The sequence below is a fragment of the Xanthomonas sp. D-109 genome (assembly GCF_017746095.1).
Lineage (GTDB): Bacteria > Pseudomonadota > Gammaproteobacteria > Xanthomonadales > Xanthomonadaceae > Xanthomonas_A > Xanthomonas_A sacchari.
In genome coordinates this window covers 202,328-222,212 of record NZ_JAGHWV010000003.1, presented here as the reverse complement: position 1 = coordinate 222,212, position 19,885 = coordinate 202,328, and the positions used below count along the sequence as shown (strand labels likewise).

The 19,885-nt window shown below is 70.7% G+C and carries 16 protein-coding genes; 12 read left to right on the top strand and 4 right to left on the bottom strand.

Annotation, left to right across the window (positions count from 1 at the left end; genetic code table 11):
• Positions 1 to 7 precede the first annotated feature (7 nt).
• The 3 genes from J7357_RS05440 (at position 8) to J7357_RS05430 (ending at position 4,313) form a co-directional block, all read left to right on the top strand.
• On the top strand, positions 8 to 628 hold the full coding sequence (locus tag J7357_RS05440; protein WP_209245284.1) for a hypothetical protein: 621 nt from the start codon (positions 8 to 10) through the stop codon (positions 626 to 628).
• A gap of 78 nt (positions 629 to 706) precedes the next feature.
• Positions 707 to 3,727 (top strand): hypothetical protein, encoded by a 3,021-nt coding sequence (locus J7357_RS05435; RefSeq protein WP_209245392.1) that lies wholly within the window; start codon positions 707 to 709, stop codon positions 3,725 to 3,727.
• Positions 3,717 to 4,313, top strand: a complete 597-nt coding sequence (locus J7357_RS05430; protein WP_209245283.1) for a phage tail protein — start codon at positions 3,717 to 3,719, stop codon at positions 4,311 to 4,313. Before J7357_RS05435 ends, J7357_RS05430 begins: the two co-directional genes overlap by 11 nt.
• Here the strand turns inward: J7357_RS05430 and J7357_RS05425 are convergent.
• Positions 4,304 to 5,128: a hypothetical protein gene (locus J7357_RS05425; RefSeq protein WP_209245282.1), complete on the bottom strand. Its 825-nt coding sequence runs from the start codon at positions 5,126 to 5,128 to the stop codon at positions 4,304 to 4,306. The genes J7357_RS05430 and J7357_RS05425 overlap by 10 nt on opposite strands.
• Positions 5,129 to 5,235: 107 nt before the next feature.
• Between J7357_RS05425 and J7357_RS05420 the strand changes: the two genes are divergently transcribed.
• Positions 5,236 to 8,616: a winged helix-turn-helix domain-containing protein gene (locus J7357_RS05420; RefSeq protein WP_209245281.1), complete on the top strand. Its 3,381-nt coding sequence runs from the start codon at positions 5,236 to 5,238 to the stop codon at positions 8,614 to 8,616.
• Entirely contained in the window at positions 8,582 to 9,091 is a 510-nt protein-coding gene (locus tag J7357_RS05415) for a hypothetical protein (RefSeq protein ID WP_209245280.1), read from the top strand. Before J7357_RS05420 ends, J7357_RS05415 begins: the two co-directional genes overlap by 35 nt.
• Before the next feature lie 163 nt (positions 9,092 to 9,254).
• On the opposite strand, the gene J7357_RS05410 is transcribed toward J7357_RS05415, so the two are convergent.
• Both J7357_RS05410 and J7357_RS05405 read right to left on the bottom strand, forming a co-directional pair.
• Positions 9,255 to 9,749, bottom strand: a complete 495-nt coding sequence (locus tag J7357_RS05410) for a cupin (RefSeq protein ID WP_209245279.1) — start codon at positions 9,747 to 9,749, stop codon at positions 9,255 to 9,257.
• Between the two features lie 139 nt (positions 9,750 to 9,888).
• Entirely contained in the window at positions 9,889 to 11,511 is a 1,623-nt protein-coding gene (locus J7357_RS05405; RefSeq protein WP_209245278.1) for a SulP family inorganic anion transporter, read from the bottom strand.
• Positions 11,512 to 11,826: 315 nt separating this feature from the next.
• Here J7357_RS05405 and J7357_RS05400 point away from each other — a divergent pair, with 315 nt between their 5' ends.
• The 4 genes from J7357_RS05400 to J7357_RS05385 all read left to right on the top strand — a co-directional run bounded on the left by J7357_RS05400 (position 11,827) and on the right by J7357_RS05385 (position 14,719).
• Positions 11,827 to 12,258 carry a hypothetical protein gene (locus J7357_RS05400; RefSeq protein WP_209245277.1) on the top strand — a complete coding sequence of 144 codons (432 nt, stop codon included), beginning with the start codon at positions 11,827 to 11,829 and terminating at the stop codon, positions 12,256 to 12,258.
• A gap of 211 nt (positions 12,259 to 12,469) precedes the next feature.
• Positions 12,470 to 12,673 (top strand): hypothetical protein, encoded by a 204-nt coding sequence (locus tag J7357_RS05395; protein ID WP_209245276.1) that lies wholly within the window; start codon positions 12,470 to 12,472, stop codon positions 12,671 to 12,673.
• A 37-nt stretch (positions 12,674 to 12,710) separates the two neighbouring features.
• Positions 12,711 to 13,826: a DUF3182 family protein gene (locus tag J7357_RS05390; protein ID WP_209245275.1), complete on the top strand. Its 1,116-nt coding sequence runs from the start codon at positions 12,711 to 12,713 to the stop codon at positions 13,824 to 13,826.
• 2 nt (positions 13,827 to 13,828) lie between these two features.
• The gene (locus J7357_RS05385; RefSeq protein ID WP_209245274.1) at positions 13,829 to 14,719 is read left to right on the top strand and encodes an alpha/beta fold hydrolase; all 891 of its coding nucleotides are present in this window, start codon (positions 13,829 to 13,831) and stop codon (positions 14,717 to 14,719) included.
• Positions 14,720 to 14,970: 251 nt separating this feature from the next.
• Here J7357_RS05385 and J7357_RS05380 read toward each other — a convergent pair whose 3' ends face one another.
• Positions 14,971 to 15,288 (bottom strand): hypothetical protein, encoded by a 318-nt coding sequence (locus J7357_RS05380; RefSeq protein WP_209245273.1) that lies wholly within the window; start codon positions 15,286 to 15,288, stop codon positions 14,971 to 14,973.
• 324 nt (positions 15,289 to 15,612) lie between these two features.
• On the opposite strand from J7357_RS05380, the gene J7357_RS05375 reads away from it, so the two are divergent.
• The 3 genes from J7357_RS05375 (at position 15,613) to J7357_RS05365 (ending at position 19,875) form a co-directional block, all read left to right on the top strand.
• Entirely contained in the window at positions 15,613 to 16,443 is an 831-nt protein-coding gene (locus J7357_RS05375; RefSeq protein WP_209245272.1) for a p-hydroxycinnamoyl CoA hydratase/lyase, read from the top strand.
• Between the two features lie 81 nt (positions 16,444 to 16,524).
• A complete protein-coding gene (locus J7357_RS05370) occupies positions 16,525 to 18,390 on the top strand; it encodes a feruloyl-CoA synthase (protein ID WP_209245271.1) in 1,866 nt (621 codons plus the stop codon).
• 132 nt (positions 18,391 to 18,522) lie between these two features.
• Positions 18,523 to 19,875: an alginate export family protein gene (locus J7357_RS05365; RefSeq protein ID WP_209245270.1), complete on the top strand. Its 1,353-nt coding sequence runs from the start codon at positions 18,523 to 18,525 to the stop codon at positions 19,873 to 19,875.
• The last annotated feature ends 10 nt before the right edge of the window (positions 19,876 to 19,885 follow it).

Below are 19,885 nucleotides of genomic sequence, written 5' to 3'. Positions count from 1 at the left end.
TCTCATCATGAAGATCGTCCCCAATCAGAGCCTGCCGGCTGCGCAGCCGCAGGTCATGGCACTGGTCGCCGAAGCCCTGGCGAACTCGGTCGCACCGCCTGGCCTGCAGGGCTTGCGCGCCGAGCAGGTCGTTACCGACACGCCGCATGCGATCCTGGACCTCTCGTTGCAGGACCTGGCAAACGGCCAGGGCCTTGGCAGCGCGACGCGTGCCGGCATTCGCTATCTGCTGCGCAATCCCAAGACGCCGGATGCGGTCGCGGCGGTGGCCGATGTCGCCATCGGCCGCAGCGAGGACGCGCCGCTGTGGGTCAAGTCGCTGAGTCATGGCGACTGGTCGAGCCGCCTGACCAGCGCGCTCGCGCGGATCGTCGCATATCCAGCGCCGGGTGCCGGCGGCAGCGTCGAGCTGGCGCTGTTGCGCTGCCGTGGCGTCAACGTGGAAGCGCTGGTGGCACTGCCTGTCGGCGGCGAGGCGATGGTGTTCCCCTTCATCGGGACAGTGCCTGCCGTGCAAGGTGGCGCCTATCGGGCATCGGCCTTCTTCGACGCGCTATGGCCGGAAGCGCGACGTGCGCAGCAGGCGTTCGCATCGTCGCACCCCGATACGGAATCGCCGGTCGGCTGATCGCCTCGCTCCGCAGCAGCGCCCTTCTTGCCGTCGCCGCTGCGGTATGCCCATTGCCTTCTCCTGCGTGGATCGCTCATGTCCCTTCCTGCCGACTCCTTTCTCTCCGAGCACGCCGTGGTGCCCCCGGTCGCGCAGCATCGTCACGTGTGGCAGCACGCGGCGCGCGCCGGCTTCCAGGTGCAGGTGAGCTGGACCTGGCGAGAGCATGGGCGCGACGTCGAAGGGGAAGTACGCGACCTGCGCGGCGGCGAGGCCGTCGCGTTCGCGCTGAGCCTGACGGCGGGTGCGCACAAAGCGCTGCTGATGCTGACGCATGCGCCAGGCAGGCAACCGGAGAGCTTCATCGACGTGACGCTGCAACTGGTGCGCGAATCCGAGGCGGTCGCGCTGATGTGCAACCTGCCATTGGACGACAGTCGCTATCTCATGCAACGCATCGGCGACTGGCGTACGGCGGTGCCGGATCGGCCGGATGACGACGCGGACGAAGGCGCGGGCGAGGCGTCCATCATCCAGGCGCAGGCACGCGCAGAGGATCTGTTCCCCTTCGTGTGGATGCAGCCGCCGAGCCCGTCGCAGGCCGCCGACGCCGCGCTGCGCTTCCTGCGTTGCCCGGATGCGTTGCTGAAGAACGCAGCCACCGCGATGCCGTTGTACGCCGCCCTGCAGGCCGCCGCCGATGCCACGGCGAAGATCGCGGCGGCGCGGCAATTCCGCGCCGCCGCGGCGTTCGTTCCCGACGTGAAGGCGCTGGGGGCGACCGTCGCCGCGATGCCGGCGCTGGCGGCGCAGTTGCGCCGCGCCGGAGGCGAATGGCCGTTGCCCGAACTGAGCGCCTACGCCAGCGCCGCGCTGGGCTTGCCTGCGGGAACCACGCCGGCGGTTTACCTGGCAGGGTCCGAGTGGCAGGCGGCCGAGCCGAGGCTGTGGCAAAGCGTGTTCGCGTTGGCGTTGGTGGGGGCCGCGGCCGATGCGGAGCTGGCCGCAGAATTGATCGCGGTCTTGCGGGTGGGCCGCTTGCTGGCGCTGCTGCCGGCGCCGGTGCAGGCAGCGATCGCAACGCCCGCCACGGCCGATCCCGAGGCGGTCGCCTCCGCCGCGCCCGATCCCGATCCCGATCCTGCCAGCCCCAACCCAGGCCCCGCGCCAACGCCATTCCCTCCTGCACCTCCCGCGCCGTCGCCGCAGCACGCCTCGGTCCGTCAGGCGTTGCTGCATGCCCGGGTGGTGGTGCCCGACGCCGTCGCGACGCAACCGCCGCAACCGGCGCTGCGCGGCACCAGCGCCGATGCGCAGGCGCGCTGGGAAGTGCTGGGCGTGGGCGAACTGAAGATGGCGCGGCATCGGCTCGCTGGTTACGCACCGGGCGAGTTGGCCGACGTGGTCAACGTCATGCCGCGCGAACGCCAGGAGGTGTCCGAGCGCAGCGTCGAGCGTCATGTCGAACGCACCCGCACCAGCACGGTGGAAACGCAGGTGCAGGAGCAGCGCCAGTTGCGTTCGGCCAGCAGCGAACTGGCCGACAGCATCGCCGAAGTGATGGCGGCCGATGGCCTGGGGCGCAACCTCAGCGGCGTGCAGCCCAGCTACGAGAACCTCAACATGCAGCTCAGCGGTACCTGGGCCGGCGCCGCGGCCAAATCCGGCTGGCGCAGCCGCGACAGTGCGTCGCTGGCGCAACGCATCACCGAACGCGCCGCGCGGCGCATGAACGACCGGGTCAGCCAGCGTCGCGGCCAGGAATGGCATGCGCTGCGCGAGCAGCGCCGCGCGCAGTCGATCGACAACAGCGGCCATGGCCGGCTGGTCGGCGTGTACCGCTGGATCGACCGGATGGTGCAGGTGCGGCTGGACTCGCTGGGTGGTCGCCTGGTGCTGGAATTCGAGTTGGCGCAGCCGGCGCAGCCGTGGCTGGCGCAACTGCGCCAGGCCGCCACGCCGCCGCTGCCGCCGCCGCCGTCCTTGCCGTTGCCGGAGAGCGGGAAGCCGCCGTGCAGCGTGGTCACTGCGGATAACTACCTGGCCTTGGGCGCGACCTACGGCGTGTTCGACCTGGAGCCGCCGCCGCCGCTGCAATGCACGGTCAGCGCGACCTTGGACCGGGTGGCGCTCGCCGATCTGGGGGTGCTGCGGGTGCCGGAGGGCTATGAGGCGCAAACGGCATGGGTGACCCTCGCCGTGGCCGACAGCCGTTACGTGATGGCCTGTTCGATCGGCGGCCATGACGCCAGCGCCACCTCGCCCACGGCGTTGCCGGCGTTGAGCGCGGCGGTGCCCGCCTACGCGACCGCCACCGCCGCCGGCCCGGCGCAGATCGCGCCGCCGGTGGTGATCCAGCCGTATCAGAAGACCCAACAATTGAGTGGGCTGACGCTGACCGGTGCGGTGCCGGTGACGGTGATGACCTCGGCACCGGCCTTCGCGGTGTGCGTCAGCCTCGACTGCGTGCTGATCGGCGGCGCAGCGGCCTCCTCGCTGTTCCAGGCCTGGCAGTTGCGCCAGTTCGCGCGTTTGCAGCGCGCCTGCGGCGAGGCGTGGGCGGCATATGACGCCGCGCTGCACGCGTGCATCGATACGGCGGCAGTGCAGCCGCTCGTGTTGCAGCGCCAGGTGCTGCAGCAGGCGTGCCTCGGCGCGCTGCTGCCGGCGCTGCCGGTCGATGTGCTGGGGCCGCGCGAACTGGAGGCGGTGCTGGATGCCGCGCACATGACCTGGCAGTACCAGGCGTGGCCGCTGGACAGCATTCACCCCTGGCCGATGCCGGCGCCGGGACAGGCGCAGCACGCGTCCCAGCAGGAGAGCCTGCAGGGCTTCCTGCAAGCGCGCAGCGCGCGGGTGCTGATGCCGGTCGCGGCAGGTTGGGAAGCCTGGCTGCTGTGGTTGCTGCAATGCCCGGCGCCGTGGGCCGGCGGGCCTGCCGACACGCCGGTGGTCGCCAGCAGCGTAGGCGTACTCGAGACGCTGCACGGCGCCGCCGAGCGTCCGCCGGAGCCGGCGCCGCGCTGGACCGTGCGCATCCCCACCACCTTGCTGTATCTGCAGGACGGCGCAGGCCTGCCCATGCACATGCGCCAGGAGTCTGCCGATGACCAATGACACGTTCTACTTCACCGGCCTGCCGCTGCTCAGGGGACACCTGCCGATCGGCGTGGTGCTGCCCTACGCCGGTCCGCTTGCCGACACCGATGCGCTGTCCAGCGCGGCCCGGGCCGAGGTGCGGACGCGCCTGGCCGCGGCCGGCTGGCTGTTCTGCAATGGCGATGCGCTCGATTGCAAGGACTACGCGCTGCTCTACGCGGTGATCGGCACGGCCTTCGGCGGCGACGGCAACGGGCATTTCAACCTGCCGGACCTGCGTGGCCGCTTCGTGCGCGGGGTGGATGGCGGCAGTGGGCGCGATCCGTCGCTGGACAAACGCCAGCCCGCGGCTTCGGGTGGCAACACCGGCAACCAGGTCGGCTCGGTGCAGGCGGACGCCTACCAGGGCCACGAGCACGACTACAGCGCGCCCAGCACCAGCATCGAGGTGGAGCCGGGCGAGGTGCCGGTGTTCGGCCCGGTAGACACCGTCCAGGCGACCACCAGCCAGCTCGCCGACCAGGCCGGCGACGGCGCGCCGCGCGCGGACAAGGAGACCCGTCCGGTCAATCTCTACCTCAATCACATCATCCGCTATCGCTGAGCCCGATGCGGCGGCGCGAACACGTCGCGGCGCAGGCCGGCGCAGATCGCCGCGGACAGGGCTTCCTGGGTCTGCAGCACACCCTCGTCGGGCTGATCGAAGCGCTCGCACCACAGGACGCGCTCGCTGTGCCGATCGACCAGGCGCAGGGTCGCCCGGGCGATGCCTTGCACCTGCCGCACGCTGCCTTCCAGCCGGTAGGCCGATGCCGCAGCCGAGGGGCGTGCGGAGCGCAGGGCGGTGCCGCTCGCCACGCAGGGCGAGACGATCGCAAGCCCGTCCAGCTCGCGATGCAGCCGATGCATCAGTTCCTCGCGCAAACCCAGCGCAAAGCCCACCGCACCCAGCCCGTCGGCCAGCGCCTGCAAGGCGGACACCAGCAGCGTGCGCTGCGCCGCGTCGGGCGCCGTGCGCTGGGTCTGGGCATGGTGGACCAGCACGGTGTAGTTGCCGCACGGGATCTCGAAGCGCAGCGGATCGGCGGCGCCATCGCCGGCGTAGTAGCGGCCGAGCCGCTCGCGCAGCCGCCCGACCTGCACACGCACGCTGGGATCCTCCTGGGGGCTGTAGGTACGCGGGTTCTTGCCCAGCGCCTCCAGACCGATCCGGTACTCGCTCGGCCGTGCGTGCTGGCCGTCGAGGCTGGCCTCCACCAGGTAGCGCAGCAGGCGGCGCATGCAGGGCGAGCGGGCGAACGGCGGGCTCGCCAGCACGCCGGCCAGGGCCGCGCGTACCGCCTCGGCGTACTCCGGGGCCGCGGGGTTCGATGCGGCACCGGCGGCGGCGGTGTCCGGGTGCGGGTGGCTGTCCTGCATGGGTGCGGCTCCAGACGTGCACCACCTGGCGGATGTATACGAGGTGTGATGGCGCGTTCGATAGACTGGCCATGGCCCGGTGCGGCGTCTCTTCCGATTACCTTACGATGCGTAACTTGTTGGAAGAACAGGGGATTGTTCCCGAGGCCGAGGGGGCCGCGCGTCCCGTCTCCGCGATCCAGGAGCGCTTTCGTTTCGGCGTGTGGTGGGTTTGGCCGCAGGCCAACGCCATTGCCGACGAAGCGGACGGGGCACGCCGGCAACTGGAACCACGCCTGATGCAGGTGCTGGTCGCGCTGTGCACGCGACCCGGCGAGGTGCTCAGCAGCGAGCAACTGCTGCACGCCTGCTGGGGCACCACCTTGTACGGCGACGGGCCGCTGCACAAGGCCATTGCGCAACTGCGCAAGGCCCTGGGCGACCCGCCGGGGCAGGCGCGCTACATCCAGACCATCCGCAAGCGTGGCTACCGCACCGTCGCCGCGGTCCAGCGCGATGCGCTGCATGCGTCGCCGTGCGATCCCGATCCCTGGCGCGATGGTTCGCCCTTCCGTGGACTGGAGCCGTTCGCCTCGCAGCATGCCGCGGTGTTCCACGGCCGCGCCCGCGCCCAGGCCGAATTGCTCGCCTGCGTGCGCGCCCAGCAAACGCACGGCATGCCGATGGCGCTGCTGCTCGGCCCCAGCGGCAGCGGCAAGACCTCCCTGTTGCAGGCCGGGCTGTTGCCGGCGCTGCAGGATCCCGCTGCCGGCGACCTCGCCTTGCACACGGTATCCAACGTGGACAGCGCCCGCATCGCCCTGGCCGGCCCCTGGTTGCCGCTGGCCGAGGCCATGCTCGGTTGGTGCCTGGCAGGGCAGCCGCTGTGGCCGGGGCAGCCGGCGACGGTGCTGGCGCGGCGCCTGGCCGAGGCCTCGCCGCTGCTGCTGACCGAGCTGCGCTGGCAATTGGACGAGCGCCTGGGACGGCAGCGCCGCGGCCCTGCGCTCGGCCTGGTGGTGGATCAACTGGAGCAGGTGTTCCTGGCCGAAGATCTGGACGAACCCGCCCGTACCGCTTTCGTCGACGTCCTGCAGGCGCTGGCAGCCAGCGGCGAGGTGCTGGTGCTGCTGGCCTGCCGCAACGACTTCTATCCGCAACTGACCGCGCTGGCGCCGCTGCTGGCATTGAAGCAGCGCGGCGGGCACTACGACGTGCAGCCGCCGAGCCAGGCCGAGATCGCGCAGATGATCCGCCTGCCGGCGCGGGCCGCCGGCCTGCGCTTCGGCATCGACCCGCGGACCCAGGCGCACCTGGACGACGTGCTGTGCGCCGCCGCCGCGGCCAGCCCGGATGCGTTGCCCCTGTTGCAGTACGCCCTGCAGCAACTCTATGAGGCGCGCACGCCGCTCGGCGAACTCAGCACCGAGGCCTACCAGCGCATCGGTGGTCTCGAGGGGGCGGTGAGCTACCGTGCCGAAACCGTGCTGGCTGCGCTCGACCCGCGCGAGCGGGCCTGCCTGCCGCAGATCCTGGCGCGGCTGGTGTCGCTGGCCGAGGACGCGGCCGTGGTCGGGCGCCGCGTCGCCTGGCGCGACCTCGATAGCGCCGCCCAGCGACATCTGGTGCATGCGTTCGTCGAGGCGCGGCTATTGGTCAGCAGCGCCGGTGCCGGCGACGCCGAATTCGCGGTCGCGCATGAGGCGCTGCTGCGGCGTTGGCCGCGCGCCATCGCCTGGATCGAGCAGCATCGCGCCGCCTTGCGCGTGCGCGCCCGGCTGGCGGCGTTGGCCGCGCGCTGGCAGGAAGAGCGGCGCAGTCACGACCTGTTGTTGCCGGAAGGGCGTCAGCTGGACGAAGCGCGGCAACTGCTGGCCGAGGGCACGATGCCGCTGGGCGCGCCGGAACGCGCACTGATCGCCGCCTCCGCGCGGCGTGCCGGCGGCCGTCGGCGCCTGCGCATCGCCGCGTTCGGCAGCATCGTCGGGCTGGGGCTGGCGGCCGGCGCTTTCGGACTGGCGGCGCTGCGTTCCGATCGGCAGGCGCAGGCGCAGCGTAGCCGCGCGGAGGGGCTGCTGACCTACATGCTCGGCGACTTCGGAGACAAGTTGCGGCCGCTGGGGCGGCTGGATCTGCTCGAGGACATCAGCGCCAAGGCGCTGGCCTACCTGACCGATGCCTCGGCACCGGCGCGCACCGCCCCCGAACAGCGGCAACGCGCGCAGGCGCTGGCGCTGGTGGCCGAGGTGGAGGTGGCGCGCGGCCATCCGCAGCAGGCGGTGCAGGCGCTGGACGCCGCGCAGGCGATCCTGCAGGCGCGCCTGGCGCAGGCGCCGCACGACGTCGACGCCCTTCGTCTGTCCGGCGCCAATGCCTTCTGGCTGGGCAAGATCGCGCTGGACCGCAACGCATGGCGGCAGGCGCAGGCGCAGTTCCTCGCCTACCTGCAGGCCGGGCGGCGCTGGCAGGCGCAGCGCCCGCACGACATCGACGCCTGGGTCGAGCAGTCGTACGCACTGAACAGCCTGGGCACGCTGTGGCTCAGGCACGACGCGCTGCCGCGCGCGGCCGATGCCTTCGCCGCGTCCATCGCGCTCAAGCGCGCCGCGCTGGCGCAGCGTCCGCACGATCCCACGCTGACCGCCGAACTGGCCGACAGCCTGACCTGGCAGGCCTCCGCGCAGCGCCGCAGTGGTGCGTTGGCGGAGGCGTCCCGCACCTACGCCGAGGCGATTCGAACGCTCGAAGGCATGCAGGGCGCGGTGCCGCGCGATGCGCTGTGGGGCCATCGTCTGGCCACCGCACTGATCAACGGCGCCGAACTGGATGCCGCCATGGGCAAGAGCACCAGCGCGACGGCGCGACTGCAGCGCGCCATCGCCTTGCTCGATCCGCTGGTCGCCGCGCAGCCGGAGCAATTGCAGTGGCAGCGCGACCGGCTGTACGCGCAACTGCTGCGCGCACGGCTGGCCGCGCCGGATGCATCGGCGCGGTCGCCGAGCGCATGGCGCACGCTGGCCGATGCCGCACAGGCGTTGGTGGCGCACGATCCGAGCAATGCGCAATGGCAGCGACTGCTGGCCGCCGCGCAGACCCAGCTGGCTCTGTCGTTGTCTGCCGCTGGTGCCCGCGTGCAGGCCGGCGACAGCATCGAAGCAGCGCTGGCGATCCTGCAGTCCGCCTATGTGCGCAATCCCGACAACATCAATGGCCGCCAAGCGCTGGCCGAGGCGTGGCTGGCATCGGCGCAGATCGCCGGTCGCGACACGGTGGGCGCCCATGCGGCGTGCCAGCGCAGCGCCGACCTGTTCGCCGCCGCCAACCAGACCAGCGAGGACTACCTTATCCTGCTGCCGTGGATGCGCAGCCAGCACTGCCTGGGCAACGATGCGGCCGGCGCGCGCGCCGCGCGCGTGCTGGCCAGGATCGGCTATCGCAGCGCATCGCATGACGACTTCGATTCTCCTTCCACCCATGGACGCCCGCCTGATGACGCCGAACGCTCGTAATCCTCTGCCTGCCACTGATCCTGTCGCCCAGATCGATGTGACGGTTTACGTCTATCGGATCGAAGACGAGGAGGCGCCGCAGGCGCACGGCAACACCGCCAGCGGCCAGTACATCGTCCTGCTCGACAAGGACGTGGTGCACGTGGAAGCCGCGGGTATCTCCACCAACATCGTCTATCGGCTCAGCCCCGACACCGTCGCGCGTGGCTTCGCGTTCACCGGCGCTTTCGCCAACGACCCGCGCTTCCAGCTCAACGGCCCGTATCTGCAGAGCAGCGGAGCCGGATCGGCGGATCCGGGCGAGCCGCAGGTCCAAGACACGTTGTGTTACGTCCACTCCAATACGCATGCGAGCCTGATTTCGCTGTCCCTGCAATTCAGCGACACGCAACAGCCGCGCAAGCGAGTGGCCTACGACCCGCAGGTCACCAATTCGCCTGGCGACAACAGCGCAGGTCGGTTCGTGGTGGCATAGGCGGCAGTGGCCACCGCCGCAGATGCGGCATCGGCAGCACCCAGCGCGAGAGGCTGGGGGTCCGTGCGTCTGGGTGTCCGCTGCAGTGCAGGGAACACGCTGCGCGACGCTGTTGCGCTGACCGACCGTTGGCGCGCATGGACATGGCCTGCCGGCATATTGGTCACGGCATCCGCCAGTACTCCAGCAATGGCCCATCCGCCCCGAGCAGCGGATCGCTCCGCGGAAACGGCACATTGGCGATCCGTTGCAGCATCGCGGCGCTGGGCGGCTCCCGGCAGATATCCCAGTGCTGCCCGTCCGGATAAGCGCCGACGACCATGAAGTCGGCGCTGGCCGCCAGCCGGCAATGGCCTGTCCCGGCCGGCAATAGCAGCGCATCGCCGGCCGCGAGCGCGACCTCGATGCCGCCCGGGCCGCCGAGCAGCACGCGGGCGCTGCCGCGGGCGACGCCGAGCATTTCGTGCGCGGTGGAATGATAGTGGTGATAGTCGTAGATGCCGTCGCGCCATTGCGGCGGCCAGCCGTGCGCGGCAAAGCGGCGTTCGAAGCCGTCGGCGTCGATGGCGCCCACGCACTGCCGGTAGTGCAGCACCGGCAGGAACGGGTGGTTGGGTACCCAACCGTGTGGCGGCAGTTGCCAGTGGTCCAGTGACATCGGCGGATCTCCTGCATGGCCGTTAGCAGTTCGATGCTAATCGGCCGATGTCGTCGCCGTGTCGGTACGCGGGACGGCGCGCGGCGTGACCGCGCGCTGCGCCGTGCCGCCGTGGCGACACGATCATCCCGGCCGGGCCTCAATGCAGGGGAACGCTTTCCACATCGTCGCGCTGGTGCCTGCCCAGCCGCCCGACCATCGCTGCACTGTCCGGGTTCAGTCCCAGCACGTGGACCTGGGCGCCGTGGCGGCGAAACTTCATCACCACCTGGTCCAGCGCGCCGATGGCGCTGATGTCCCAGACGTGCGCGTGGCTCAGGTCCAGGGTGACCCGCGCCGGCGCATGGGCGAAGTCGAAGGCGCCGGCGAAGCTGCCGGCCGAGGCGAAGAACAGTTGGCCGCGGATGCGGTAGGTGTGGCCGCCGTCCGCGTCCTCGCTCCGGTCGATCTGCAGCATGCGCCCGACCTTGCGTGCGAAGAACAGCGCCGACAGCAACACGCCGGTGAGCACGCCGCGCGCCAGGTCGTGGGTGGCCACGGTCACCGCGACGGTGCCGAGCATCACCACGCTGGAACTGGTCGGGTGGGTGCGCAACTGCGCCAGCGAGCGCCAGCTGAACGTGCCCACCGAGACCATGATCATCACCGCCACCAGCGCGGCCATCGGGATCTGTCGCACCCAGGCGCCGGCGAACACCACCAGCAGCAACAGCACGCTGCCGGCCACCAGCGCGGACAGGCGCCCGCGCCCGCCGGACTTCACGTTGATCACCGACTGCCCGATCATCGCGCAGCCGGCCATGCCGCCGAACAGGCCGCTGACGATGTTGGCCACGCCCTGGCCCACGCACTCGCGGTTCTTGTCGCTGGGCGTGTCGGTCATGTCGTCGACGATCTGCGCGGTCATCATCGACTCGAGCAGGCCGACCACCGCCATCGTCGCCGATACCGGGAACACGATCCGCAGCGTCTCCAGCGTCCACGGCACCGCCGGCAGCAGCAGGCTGGGCAGGCGATCGGGCAGTTGCCCCTTGTCGCCGACGGTGGGCACGTGGATGCCGAAGTACAGCGCCAGCCCGGTCAGCAGCACGATCGCCACCAACGGTGGCGGTACCGCCAGGCCGCGCGTCCAGCGGTGTCCGAGCAGCAGCGCCGCGGCGCCGCCCACGGCGACCGGCAGCAGCGTCCATGGCGCCATGCTGCCCGCGGTCAAGGCCGCACCCAGCACCAGCAGCCACAGGCCGATGCCGGGAAAGCTGCGCCGCGCCAGCCAGGGCAGGCCGTAGATCAGCAGCAGGCCCAGCGCCACCAGCGGATACACCGGCACCGGCACACCGATCAGCTCGGGCAGTTGCGCCATGAAGATCAGGATCGCCAGCGCGTTGACGAAGCCGGTGATCACCGAGCGCGAGACGAAGCGCATCAATGCGCCGAGCTTGAACAGCCCGGCCAGGATCTGCAGCACGCCGGTCAGCAGCGTGGCCGCCAGCAGATAGGGCACGCCGTGCTGTTTGACCAAGCCGATCATCAGCAGCGCCATCGCGCCGGTGGCGGCGGAGATCATGCCGGGGCGCCCGCCGGCGAAGGCGATGGTCACGCAGATGCAGAAGGCGGCATAGAGGCCGATCTTGGGGTCGACCCCGGCGATGATCGAGAACGCGATCGCCTCGGGAATCAGCGCCAATGCCACGACCAGGCCGGCGAGCACGTCGCCACGGAGATTGCCGCACCAGGACTGGCGCAGGGAAGAGGAAAACTTCAAGGTAAACGCTCCTGACACCGCCCTGTCGCAGGGCAGTGCTCGCTAGATGCAAGGGAAAACCAGCAACCTTCGGCCTGCCGTCGAGGGCGGGCCGATGCGTGTCGCGGGTGTCAGGGTGGCGTCATGGGAGAGCGTGGTGAGCGGGCGCGCGCCAGCCGGGCGCGGTGCGCAAGTATACGCGATGCCCGTGCGTGGACCCAGCCGCGCCGCGCGCCGTGTGACTGCACGCACGTCGATGCCGCCCCACGACTCACGTTGCGCTCACTTTCGCCGCGCAGAATGTGCGGATCGCAACGCCGTATCGTGGAGTCGGCCATGCAGGATCTTCGCATCGATCATGTGGATGGCGCCTTGTCCGCCCTGGACCAGGCCGACCCGCAGTACAAGGCCGCGCTGTGGCAATGGGCATGCCTGGAAATGCTGCACGAAACGCTCAGCGCCATGCACCAGCTCTCGCACCGCGCCGGCGTGGCCGAACTGGTCGCCGACGCCTGGCTGGCCCCGGTCGACGTCATCGCGCCGGAGCAGCCGTTCCTGGAGCGCGCCGTGCTGGCCGATCCCCGCGTGCAGGCATTCGCACTGGCGCTGAATGCGGCGGCGTCGCGGCAGTCGCGCGCGGAGCTGTGGCGCAGCGGCTATGCCAGTGCGGTGCAGGCCACCTTGCAGGGCATGCAGGCGCTGGCCGGCAAGCACCGGATCGATGCGCGGTTGCCCGCGCACCACGCGGCGGCGACGGCTGCCGCCTGAGCGCCATGCCGATCGCAGCATTGGTGCGCTGCTGCGCCGTGGGGGAATCGCGATAGCGCGGCGCGCGTTCCGCGCGCACTGCGGCGTCTTCGCTGCGGACGCAAGGCGCAAGGCGCAAGGCCAACGCGACGATGCGGTTGGCCGCGCGCGATGACACACGCACCACATCGCGTTCACCCGCATGCGACAGCGTGCGCGACAGCCTTGGTCCATGCGCCACGACGACCGCCACTCTGCGGCTTCCCCTCCAGCGTCCGCGCCGCCGCCGCAGCGCGCCCGGGATGCCAGCGGCACGCCAGAGGCCTCGGCCTGGTGGAAGCAACTGTGCGCCAGCCGCCGGCTGCGCGTGGTCGTGTCGCTCCTGGTGATTGCGCTTGCCGTGGCCGTGCTGCTGCGCGGGTACGGCCATGGCTGAGACGTCGCGGCTTCCCCTTCCGCACGGAGCGCCCGACATGTCCCGGTTCGCTGCGCATGCCACTGTCCGTGCCTACCGTGTACGCGATGCGGCGTCCGGGGGCCACGAGGCCGCCACGCATGCCTGGGTGGTCGCCGAGGTCGCGCGATTGATGCGCCTGCCGCTGCACGACGCACGTCTTGCCGCCGGGTCGGATGCGGTCGGGTCGGGTGCGTTCTACGTACCCGACGAAACCCTGACCGAAGCGCAGGCCGCGCAACTCGGCGTGCACGGCGCGGTCGATCTGCTGGGCGGCGTGGTGCCGCATGCCTTCGTCGCCACCAAGGCGATCAGCCATCCGCTGGTCGATGGCGATGCGCAGGCGCCTGAAGGATGGCAGCCGGACCTCGGCGTGGCCCTGGCGGCCGCGACGCTGCCGGGCTACACCGCCTTCAGCGCCGCGGATGCCCGGCGCGCGTTCGCGCGCCTGTGCGACGGCGGCCAAGTGCGCCTGAAGCCGTGCCACGGCGTGGGCGGGCTGGGGCAGGTCCTGCTGCACGATGCGGCGGCGCTGGACGCGGCGCTGTCGGCCTTGCCCGGGCACGAGTTGCAGCGGCATGGCGTGGTGCTGGAACGGCACCTGCAGCAGCCGACCACCTTCAGCGTCGGCGAAACGCACTGCGCCGGCATCACCATCGCCTACTGCGGCACGCAGTCGGTCACCCGCGACGGCAGCGGCCGCGAAGCCTATGGCGGCTCGGAGCTGCACGTGATCCGCGGCACCCTCGACACGCTGCTGGCACAGACGTTGCCGCCGCGCCAGCGTACCGCGGTGCTGAAGGCGCGCGACTACGATCGGCTGGTGGCCGCGGCCTATCCGGGCCTCTATGCGTCGCGGCGCAACTACGACGTGATCGAAGGCCTGCTGCCCGACGGCAGTGTCGCCTGCGGCGTGCTCGAGCAATCCTGGCGCGTCGGCGGCGCCACGCCGGCGGAACTGGCCGCGGTCGCCGCGTTCCAGCAGTCGCCGACCCTGCAGCGCGTGGTCGCCGCCACCGTCGAACGCTACGGCGCGCATCCGCCGCCGCCGGCTGGAGCGCAGGTCTACTACGTCGGCGAGGAGCCACGCACCGGCCTGTTGACCAAGTACCGCCATATGCGCAGCGTGACCTGACCATGGAAGCCGAACTGTCCAGCATCGCCATCCCGGTCGACGATGCGGCGCTCAGCGGTACCTTGCTGACGCCGACCAGCCGCCTGCCCGGCGTGCTGTTCGTGCACGGCTGGGGCGGCAACCAGCACCACAACCTGGTGCGCGCGCGCGAGGCGGCGGGTCTGGGTTGCGTGTGCCTGACCTTCGACCTGCGCGGCCACGAAGGCCTGGCCTCTATGCGCGAGACGGTGACGCGCGCGCAGAACCTGGACGACATCAAGGCCGCCTACGATCGCCTGGCGGCGTCGCCGCAGGTGGATCCGGAGGCGATCGTGGTGGTGGGGCTGAGCTACGGCGGCTACCTGGCCGCGTTGCTGACGCTGGAGCGGCCGGTGGAGTGGCTGGCTCTGCGCTCGCCGGCGCTGTACAAGGACGCGCACTGGGACGGGCCGAAGGTCGCGCTGAACCGCGATCCGGACCTGATGCCGTACCGCAACCGCGTGGTGACGCCGGCGGACAACCGCGCGCTGGCGGCCTGCCAGCGTTATCGTGGCGATGTGCTGCTGGTGGAGGCCGAGCGCGATGTGATCGTGCCCGGGCAGGTGCTGCGCAACTACGCGGCAGCGTTCTCCAACGCGCGTTCGCTGACCACGCGCACGATCGCCGGCGCCGATCATGCGCTGACCGAAAAAGCGCACCAGGCCGCCTACACGCACTACCTGATCGATTGGTTGACCGACATGGTGATCGGGCGACGCGTGGCCCTGGCCAGCCGCGTGGTCGAACAGCGCAAGCAGCGGCTCAAGCGCAGCGAGGGCGAGGCGGCGACGGCGCCGGGCAAGGGATCGAACGCGTTCCATGGGCGCCTGGAGGCGAAGGAGCGCAGCGCGTCGCCGCCCACGTCGTCGCGTTGAACCATGTAGCGTGGGGGGAGCACGACAGCAAACCCGCGGCGCAGGCCGCGGTGTGCCATGCACGCGATGGTGTGCTGTCCTGTTTGTCGCCGCTACGCCGGCACGCGGCGCCTTGTGGGCGCCTCCAGTAACGACCGAAGCCTCGTCGTAGGAGCGGCTTCAGCCGCGACAGGCATTCTCGGTAACGCCGTCGCGGCTGAAGCCGTTCCTACGCGGGGCAACGACGAGATGCCCGCTGCGCGAGGCGCTCCTCAGTGACAACGCCCAGAATGCGCCAGGTGCTGCCACGCATGCCGCACCAGCCAGCGTGCCTCGTCCCACGGCACCGACAGCATCGGCGCGCACTGGTGATAGGCGTCCTGCAGCACCCGATACAGTTGCGCCTCGCTGGCGCGCGGGTAGGCCATGTACACGTCGTAGCCGATCTTCAGCAGCTGCGCGTAGTCGGCGAAGCCCTGGCGGCCGAGACGGCCCTCGGCATGGGCCTGCTGCCAGTACGCCATCTCGGCGTCCAGATCGATGCTGACGCGAGCGTGGGTTGGTTGGTCAAGCGCGGAGACGGTGTGCATCACATCACCCCGGTGTCGACGGAACCCCTGTGCCCCGGATGCTAACCCGGGACTGAACGTCCCCCGTGAGCGTTGCGTTCGCTGGGCGTGAAGCCTCGCGGTGACGCGGCGGCGGATCTAAGGTCCTGGGATGGCCTGCTCTCTTTGCGAGTCCAAGGAATCCGCATCGCGGTTGCTGTACGCCGCCCATGGGCGTGCCGCCATGCTCCCGCCACAGCGCCGCCCGCCATGCTGCAGTGCAGCTTGCGCCGAAATAATGATGATCTATAACTATTATCAGTCCTAAGTGATCCGGCTCCTCCCCCCTCCCATGCAGGCCTATCCATGAGCAGCTACCAAGACCGCTGGCAGACCGTCCAGGTCGAGATCGACGCAGGCATCGCCTGGGTCACCCTGAACCGCCCGGACAAGCGCAACGCGATGAGTCCCACCCTCAATCGCGAGATGATCGACGTGCTGGAGACGCTGGAACTGGACAGCAGCGCCGAGGTGCTGGTGCTGACCGGCGCCGGCGAATCCTGGTCGGCCGGCATGGACCTGAAGGAATACTTCCGCGAGACCGACGGCAAGGAAGAGATCGTGCAGGAGCGCATGCGCCGCGACTGCTCGCAGTGGCAGTGGCGCCTGCTGCGCTTCTACAGCAAGCCGACCATCGCCGCGGTCAACGGCTGGTGCTTCGGCGGCGCGTTCTCGCCGCTGGTGGCCTGCGACCTGGCCATCGCCGCCGACGAAGCGGTGTTCGGGCTGTCGGAGATCAACTGGGGCATCCCCCCGGGCAACCTGGTCAGCAAGGCGGTCGCCGACACCATGGGCCACCGCAACGCCATGCTCTACATCATGACCGGGCGCACCTTCACCGGCACCGAGGCGGCGCAGATGGGCCTGGTCAACGCCAGCGTGCCGCGCGCGCAGCTGCGCGCCGAAGTGACCAAGCTGGCGCAGGAACTGCAGCAGAAGAACCCGGTGGTGCTGCGCTTCGCCAAGCACGGCTTCAAGCGCTGCCGCGAGCTGACCTGGGAGCAGAACGAGGACTACCTGTACGCCAAGGTCGACCAGTCCAATCACCGCGATCCCGAGAAGGGCCGGCAACAGGGCCTGAAGCAATTCCTGGACGACAAAACCATCAAGCCCGGTCTGCAGACCTACAAGCGCTGACCCGTCGCGTCGCCTGCGGCCCCGCGGGGCCGCGGCGGCGCTGCCGCACGCCGTACCGTCTCTCTCCTCCGGATGGTTCCGATGAATGCCGCTGAGTCCGTTGCCACCGCCGTGCGCTACCGTCCTGTCGGACTGAGCCACGCCGATACCGAGGTCCACCGCGATGCCGACGGCGTGCTGCGCCTGCGTGCGCGCGAACCGCTGGCGCCGCTGCCCAGGCACCTGCTGCAGCGCCTGCAGCACTGGGCGCTGCACACCCCCGAGGCGACCTTCGTGGCGCAGCGCGACGACAGCGGGCAGTGGCGGCGGCTGAGCTACGCGCAGATGCTCGAGCGCACCCGCCGCATCGCCGCGCACCTGCTGGACATGGGCCTGTCGGCGCAACGGCCGCTGGCGATCCTGTCGGGCAACGATCTGGAACACCTGCAGCTCGCGTTCGCGGCGATGTATGCCGGCATCCCGTACTGCCCGGTGTCGCCGGGCTACGCGTTGCTGTCGCGCGATTTCGCCAAGCTGCGGCATGTGGCCGAGGTGCTGCGCCCGGGCCTGTTGTTCGCCTGCGACGGCGACGCATTCGCCCCGGCGATCGCTGCCGTGTTCCCCACCGATGTACCGGCAGTGTGTGTGCGCGGCACCGTGCGCGATCGTGCCTGCCTGCGCTTCGAGGAACTGCTGGCGCCGCGCGCGCTGGACGCCGCCGATGCCGCTTTCGCCGCCTGCGGCCCGGACAGCATCGCCAAGTTCCTGTTCACCTCCGGCTCCACCCTGCTGCCCAAGGCGGTGATCACTACCCAGCGCATGCTGTGCGCGAACCAGCAGATGCTGCTGCAGACCTTCCCGGTGCTTGGCGAGACGCCGGTGCTGGTCGACTGGCTGCCGTGGAACCACACCTTCGGCGGCAGCCACAACATCGGCATCGCCCTGTACAACGGCGGCAGCTTCTACCTCGACGACGGCAAGCCGACGCCGGCGCTGTTCGCGCAGACCTTGCGCAACCTGCGCGAGATCGCGCCCACCGTGTACCTGAGCGTGCCGCGCGGCTGGGAACAGCTGGCGCAGGCGCTGGAACAGGACGCGGCGCTGCGCGAGACCTTCCTGTCGCGCATGCGCATGTTCTTCTTCGCCGCCGCGGCGCTGTCGCAGGAAGTGTGGGACCGCCTGGAACGCATCGCCGAGGCGCATTGCGGCGAGCGCATCCGCATGCTCGCCGGCCTGGGCATGACCGAATGCGCGCCGTCGTGCACCTTCACCCACGGCACCAGCAACACGCCCGGCGACGTCGGCGTGCCGGCGCCGGGCTGCGAGGTCAAGCTGGTGCCGGTCGGCGACAAGCTGGAAGCGCGCTTCCGCGGGCCGCACGTGATGCCCGGTTACTGGAACGCGCCGCAGCAGACCGCCGAGGCCTTCGACGAGGAAGGGTTCTACCGCTCCGGCGATGCGCTCAAGCCGATCGACCCGCAGCATCCCGAGCGCGGCCTGTTGTTCGACGGGCGCCTGGCCGAGGACTTCAAGCTGTCCTCCGGCGTGTTCGTCAGCGTCGGCCCGCTGCGCACGCGCGTGCTGATGGAAGGCGCCGCCTACGTGCAGGACGTGGTGGTGACCGGCGCCGACCGCGACGCCATCGGCCTGCTGCTGTTCCCGCGGCTGGACGCGCTGCAGGCGCTGTCGGGGCTGCCGGCGCAGGCCGAGGCGGCGCAGGTGCTGCAGGCGCCGCACGTACGCGACTGGCTGCAGGGCCTGCTCGACACGCTCAACCGCGGCGCCACCGGCAGCGCCAGCCATGTCGCGTGCGCGGCGTGGCTGGAACAGCCGCCGAGCCTGGAGGCCGGCGAAATCACCGACAAGGGTTCGATCAACCAGCGCAACGTGCTGCGCGCGCGGGCGGCGCTGGTCGAACAGCTCTACGCCGGCACCGCACCGGGCGCGGTGGCGGCGCCGCCGTCATGACCGAACCGCTCGGCCGCGCGACCGGATAGCGGATCGCGCTCCTTCGCACCACTGGCTTCGAGACTTGGGAGGGAATCGATGACTGTGCCTCATGCGCGCGCACGCCGTGCGCCCCGTACCGTGTGCCTGGCAATGTTGTGCAGCGTCGGCTGCGCCCAGGCCGATGCCGAAAACAACGGCCCGCAGGGCAAGTTGCTGGCCGATCAGGAAGACTATTCGTCGCTGGCGGCGCGTCCGCGCCAGGGCTGGGAGAAGTGGAAGTACATCCCCGTCGGCGATGGCTGGCTCAGCCTCGGCGGCGAGAGCCGCACGCTGTACGACTATCGCGAGCACGCCGGCTTCGGCCGCTTCGCCACCGATCCGCACGGCTATGCGCAGCAGCGCCTGCGCTTGTGGGCCGACTATCGGCCGTCGACATACCTGCGCCTGTTCGGCGAACTCGCCGACAGCCGCGTGGCCGGCCTGCAGACGCGGCCGGTGCAGGCCACCGACCGCAACCCGCTGGATCTTGCGCAGGGTTTCGTCGAACTGTCCGACGGGCAGAAGGAGCCGGCTTGGCGCCTGCGTGCCGGCCGCCAGCAGATCGCCTACGGCTGGCAGCGCCTGCTCGATCCGCGCGACCCGGCCAATTCGCGCATGCCGTTCGATGCGGTGCGCCTGCTGACCCGGCAGCCGCGCTGGAGCGGCGGCCTGCTGTGGGGGCGCCCGGTGCTGACCCGTACCGGTAGTTTCGACGACCGCACCAACCGCGACCAGCGCCTGTGGGGCGCACATGCCGAAGTGCCGCTCTCGCCCAGCCAGCCGAAGGCGGCGCTGCTGGAGACGCTGTACCTGGACACCGTGCAGGACGGGCGCCGCTATGGCGGCGTGGTCGGCGAGGAGCATCGGCACACGCTGTCCACGCGCCTGAGCGGTGCGGTGCAGGGCTGGGACTACGACCTGGAACTGATCGGCCAGCGCGGCCATTTCGCCGGCCAGCGCGTGCGCGCCTGGCAGGGCACGCTGTTCGGCGGCTACACCTTCGCCTCGACCGCGTGGACGCCGCGCCTGGGCTGGCGCATGGAGGCGTCCTCCGGCGACCGCGATCCGCGCGACGGCGAACTGAACACCTTCAACGGCCTGTACGCGCGCGCCTCGGTGTTCGACGGCAGCATGATCAGCAGCAACGTGCGCGCCATCGGCCCCGAGCTGGTGCTGCGCCCCAGCGAGCGGCTGTGGATCGACATGTACGTGCTCAAGCTGCAGCGGCAGAGCCTGCACGACGGCGTGTACGCGGCCGGCTGGCGGGTGCTGCAGCCGGGCGACGCCAACGACGCGCGCGACATCGGCACGCGCTCGGTGGTGTGGGTGAAGTACCGCTTCAACGCCTTCGCCAGCCTGGACGTGTACGCCCACTACACCCAGGCCGGGCCGTTCCTGCGCGAGGGCGCGGTGCGCGGCCGCGACTACTTCTACATCGCCCCCTTCCTGACCCTGCGCTTCTGAGCCGGAGCCT

What these genes read in the sequence shown, in the direction of transcription:
- J7357_RS05440 (WP_209245284.1), top strand. Translation starts at nt 8, where the DNA reads ATGAAGATCGTCCCCAATCAGAGCCTGCCGGCTGCGCAGCCGCAGGTC.
- J7357_RS05435 (WP_209245392.1), top strand. Translation starts at nt 707, where the DNA reads ATGTCCCTTCCTGCCGACTCCTTTCTCTCCGAGCACGCCGTGGTGCCC.
- J7357_RS05430 (WP_209245283.1), top strand. Translation starts at nt 3,717, where the DNA reads ATGACCAATGACACGTTCTACTTCACCGGCCTGCCGCTGCTCAGGGGA.
- J7357_RS05425 (WP_209245282.1), bottom strand. Translation starts at nt 5,128, where the DNA reads ATGCAGGACAGCCACCCGCACCCGGACACCGCCGCCGCCGGTGCCGCA.
- J7357_RS05420 (WP_209245281.1), top strand. Translation starts at nt 5,236, where the DNA reads ATGCGTAACTTGTTGGAAGAACAGGGGATTGTTCCCGAGGCCGAGGGG.
- J7357_RS05415 (WP_209245280.1), top strand. Translation starts at nt 8,582, where the DNA reads ATGGACGCCCGCCTGATGACGCCGAACGCTCGTAATCCTCTGCCTGCC.
- J7357_RS05410 (WP_209245279.1), bottom strand. Translation starts at nt 9,749, where the DNA reads ATGTCACTGGACCACTGGCAACTGCCGCCACACGGTTGGGTACCCAAC.
- J7357_RS05400 (WP_209245277.1), top strand. Translation starts at nt 11,827, where the DNA reads ATGCAGGATCTTCGCATCGATCATGTGGATGGCGCCTTGTCCGCCCTG.
- J7357_RS05395 (WP_209245276.1), top strand. Translation starts at nt 12,470, where the DNA reads ATGCGCCACGACGACCGCCACTCTGCGGCTTCCCCTCCAGCGTCCGCG.
- J7357_RS05390 (WP_209245275.1), top strand. Translation starts at nt 12,711, where the DNA reads ATGTCCCGGTTCGCTGCGCATGCCACTGTCCGTGCCTACCGTGTACGC.
- J7357_RS05385 (WP_209245274.1), top strand. Translation starts at nt 13,829, where the DNA reads ATGGAAGCCGAACTGTCCAGCATCGCCATCCCGGTCGACGATGCGGCG.
- J7357_RS05380 (WP_209245273.1), bottom strand. Translation starts at nt 15,288, where the DNA reads ATGCACACCGTCTCCGCGCTTGACCAACCAACCCACGCTCGCGTCAGC.
- J7357_RS05375 (WP_209245272.1), top strand. Translation starts at nt 15,613, where the DNA reads ATGAGCAGCTACCAAGACCGCTGGCAGACCGTCCAGGTCGAGATCGAC.
- J7357_RS05370 (WP_209245271.1), top strand. Translation starts at nt 16,525, where the DNA reads ATGAATGCCGCTGAGTCCGTTGCCACCGCCGTGCGCTACCGTCCTGTC.
- J7357_RS05365 (WP_209245270.1), top strand. Translation starts at nt 18,523, where the DNA reads ATGTTGTGCAGCGTCGGCTGCGCCCAGGCCGATGCCGAAAACAACGGC.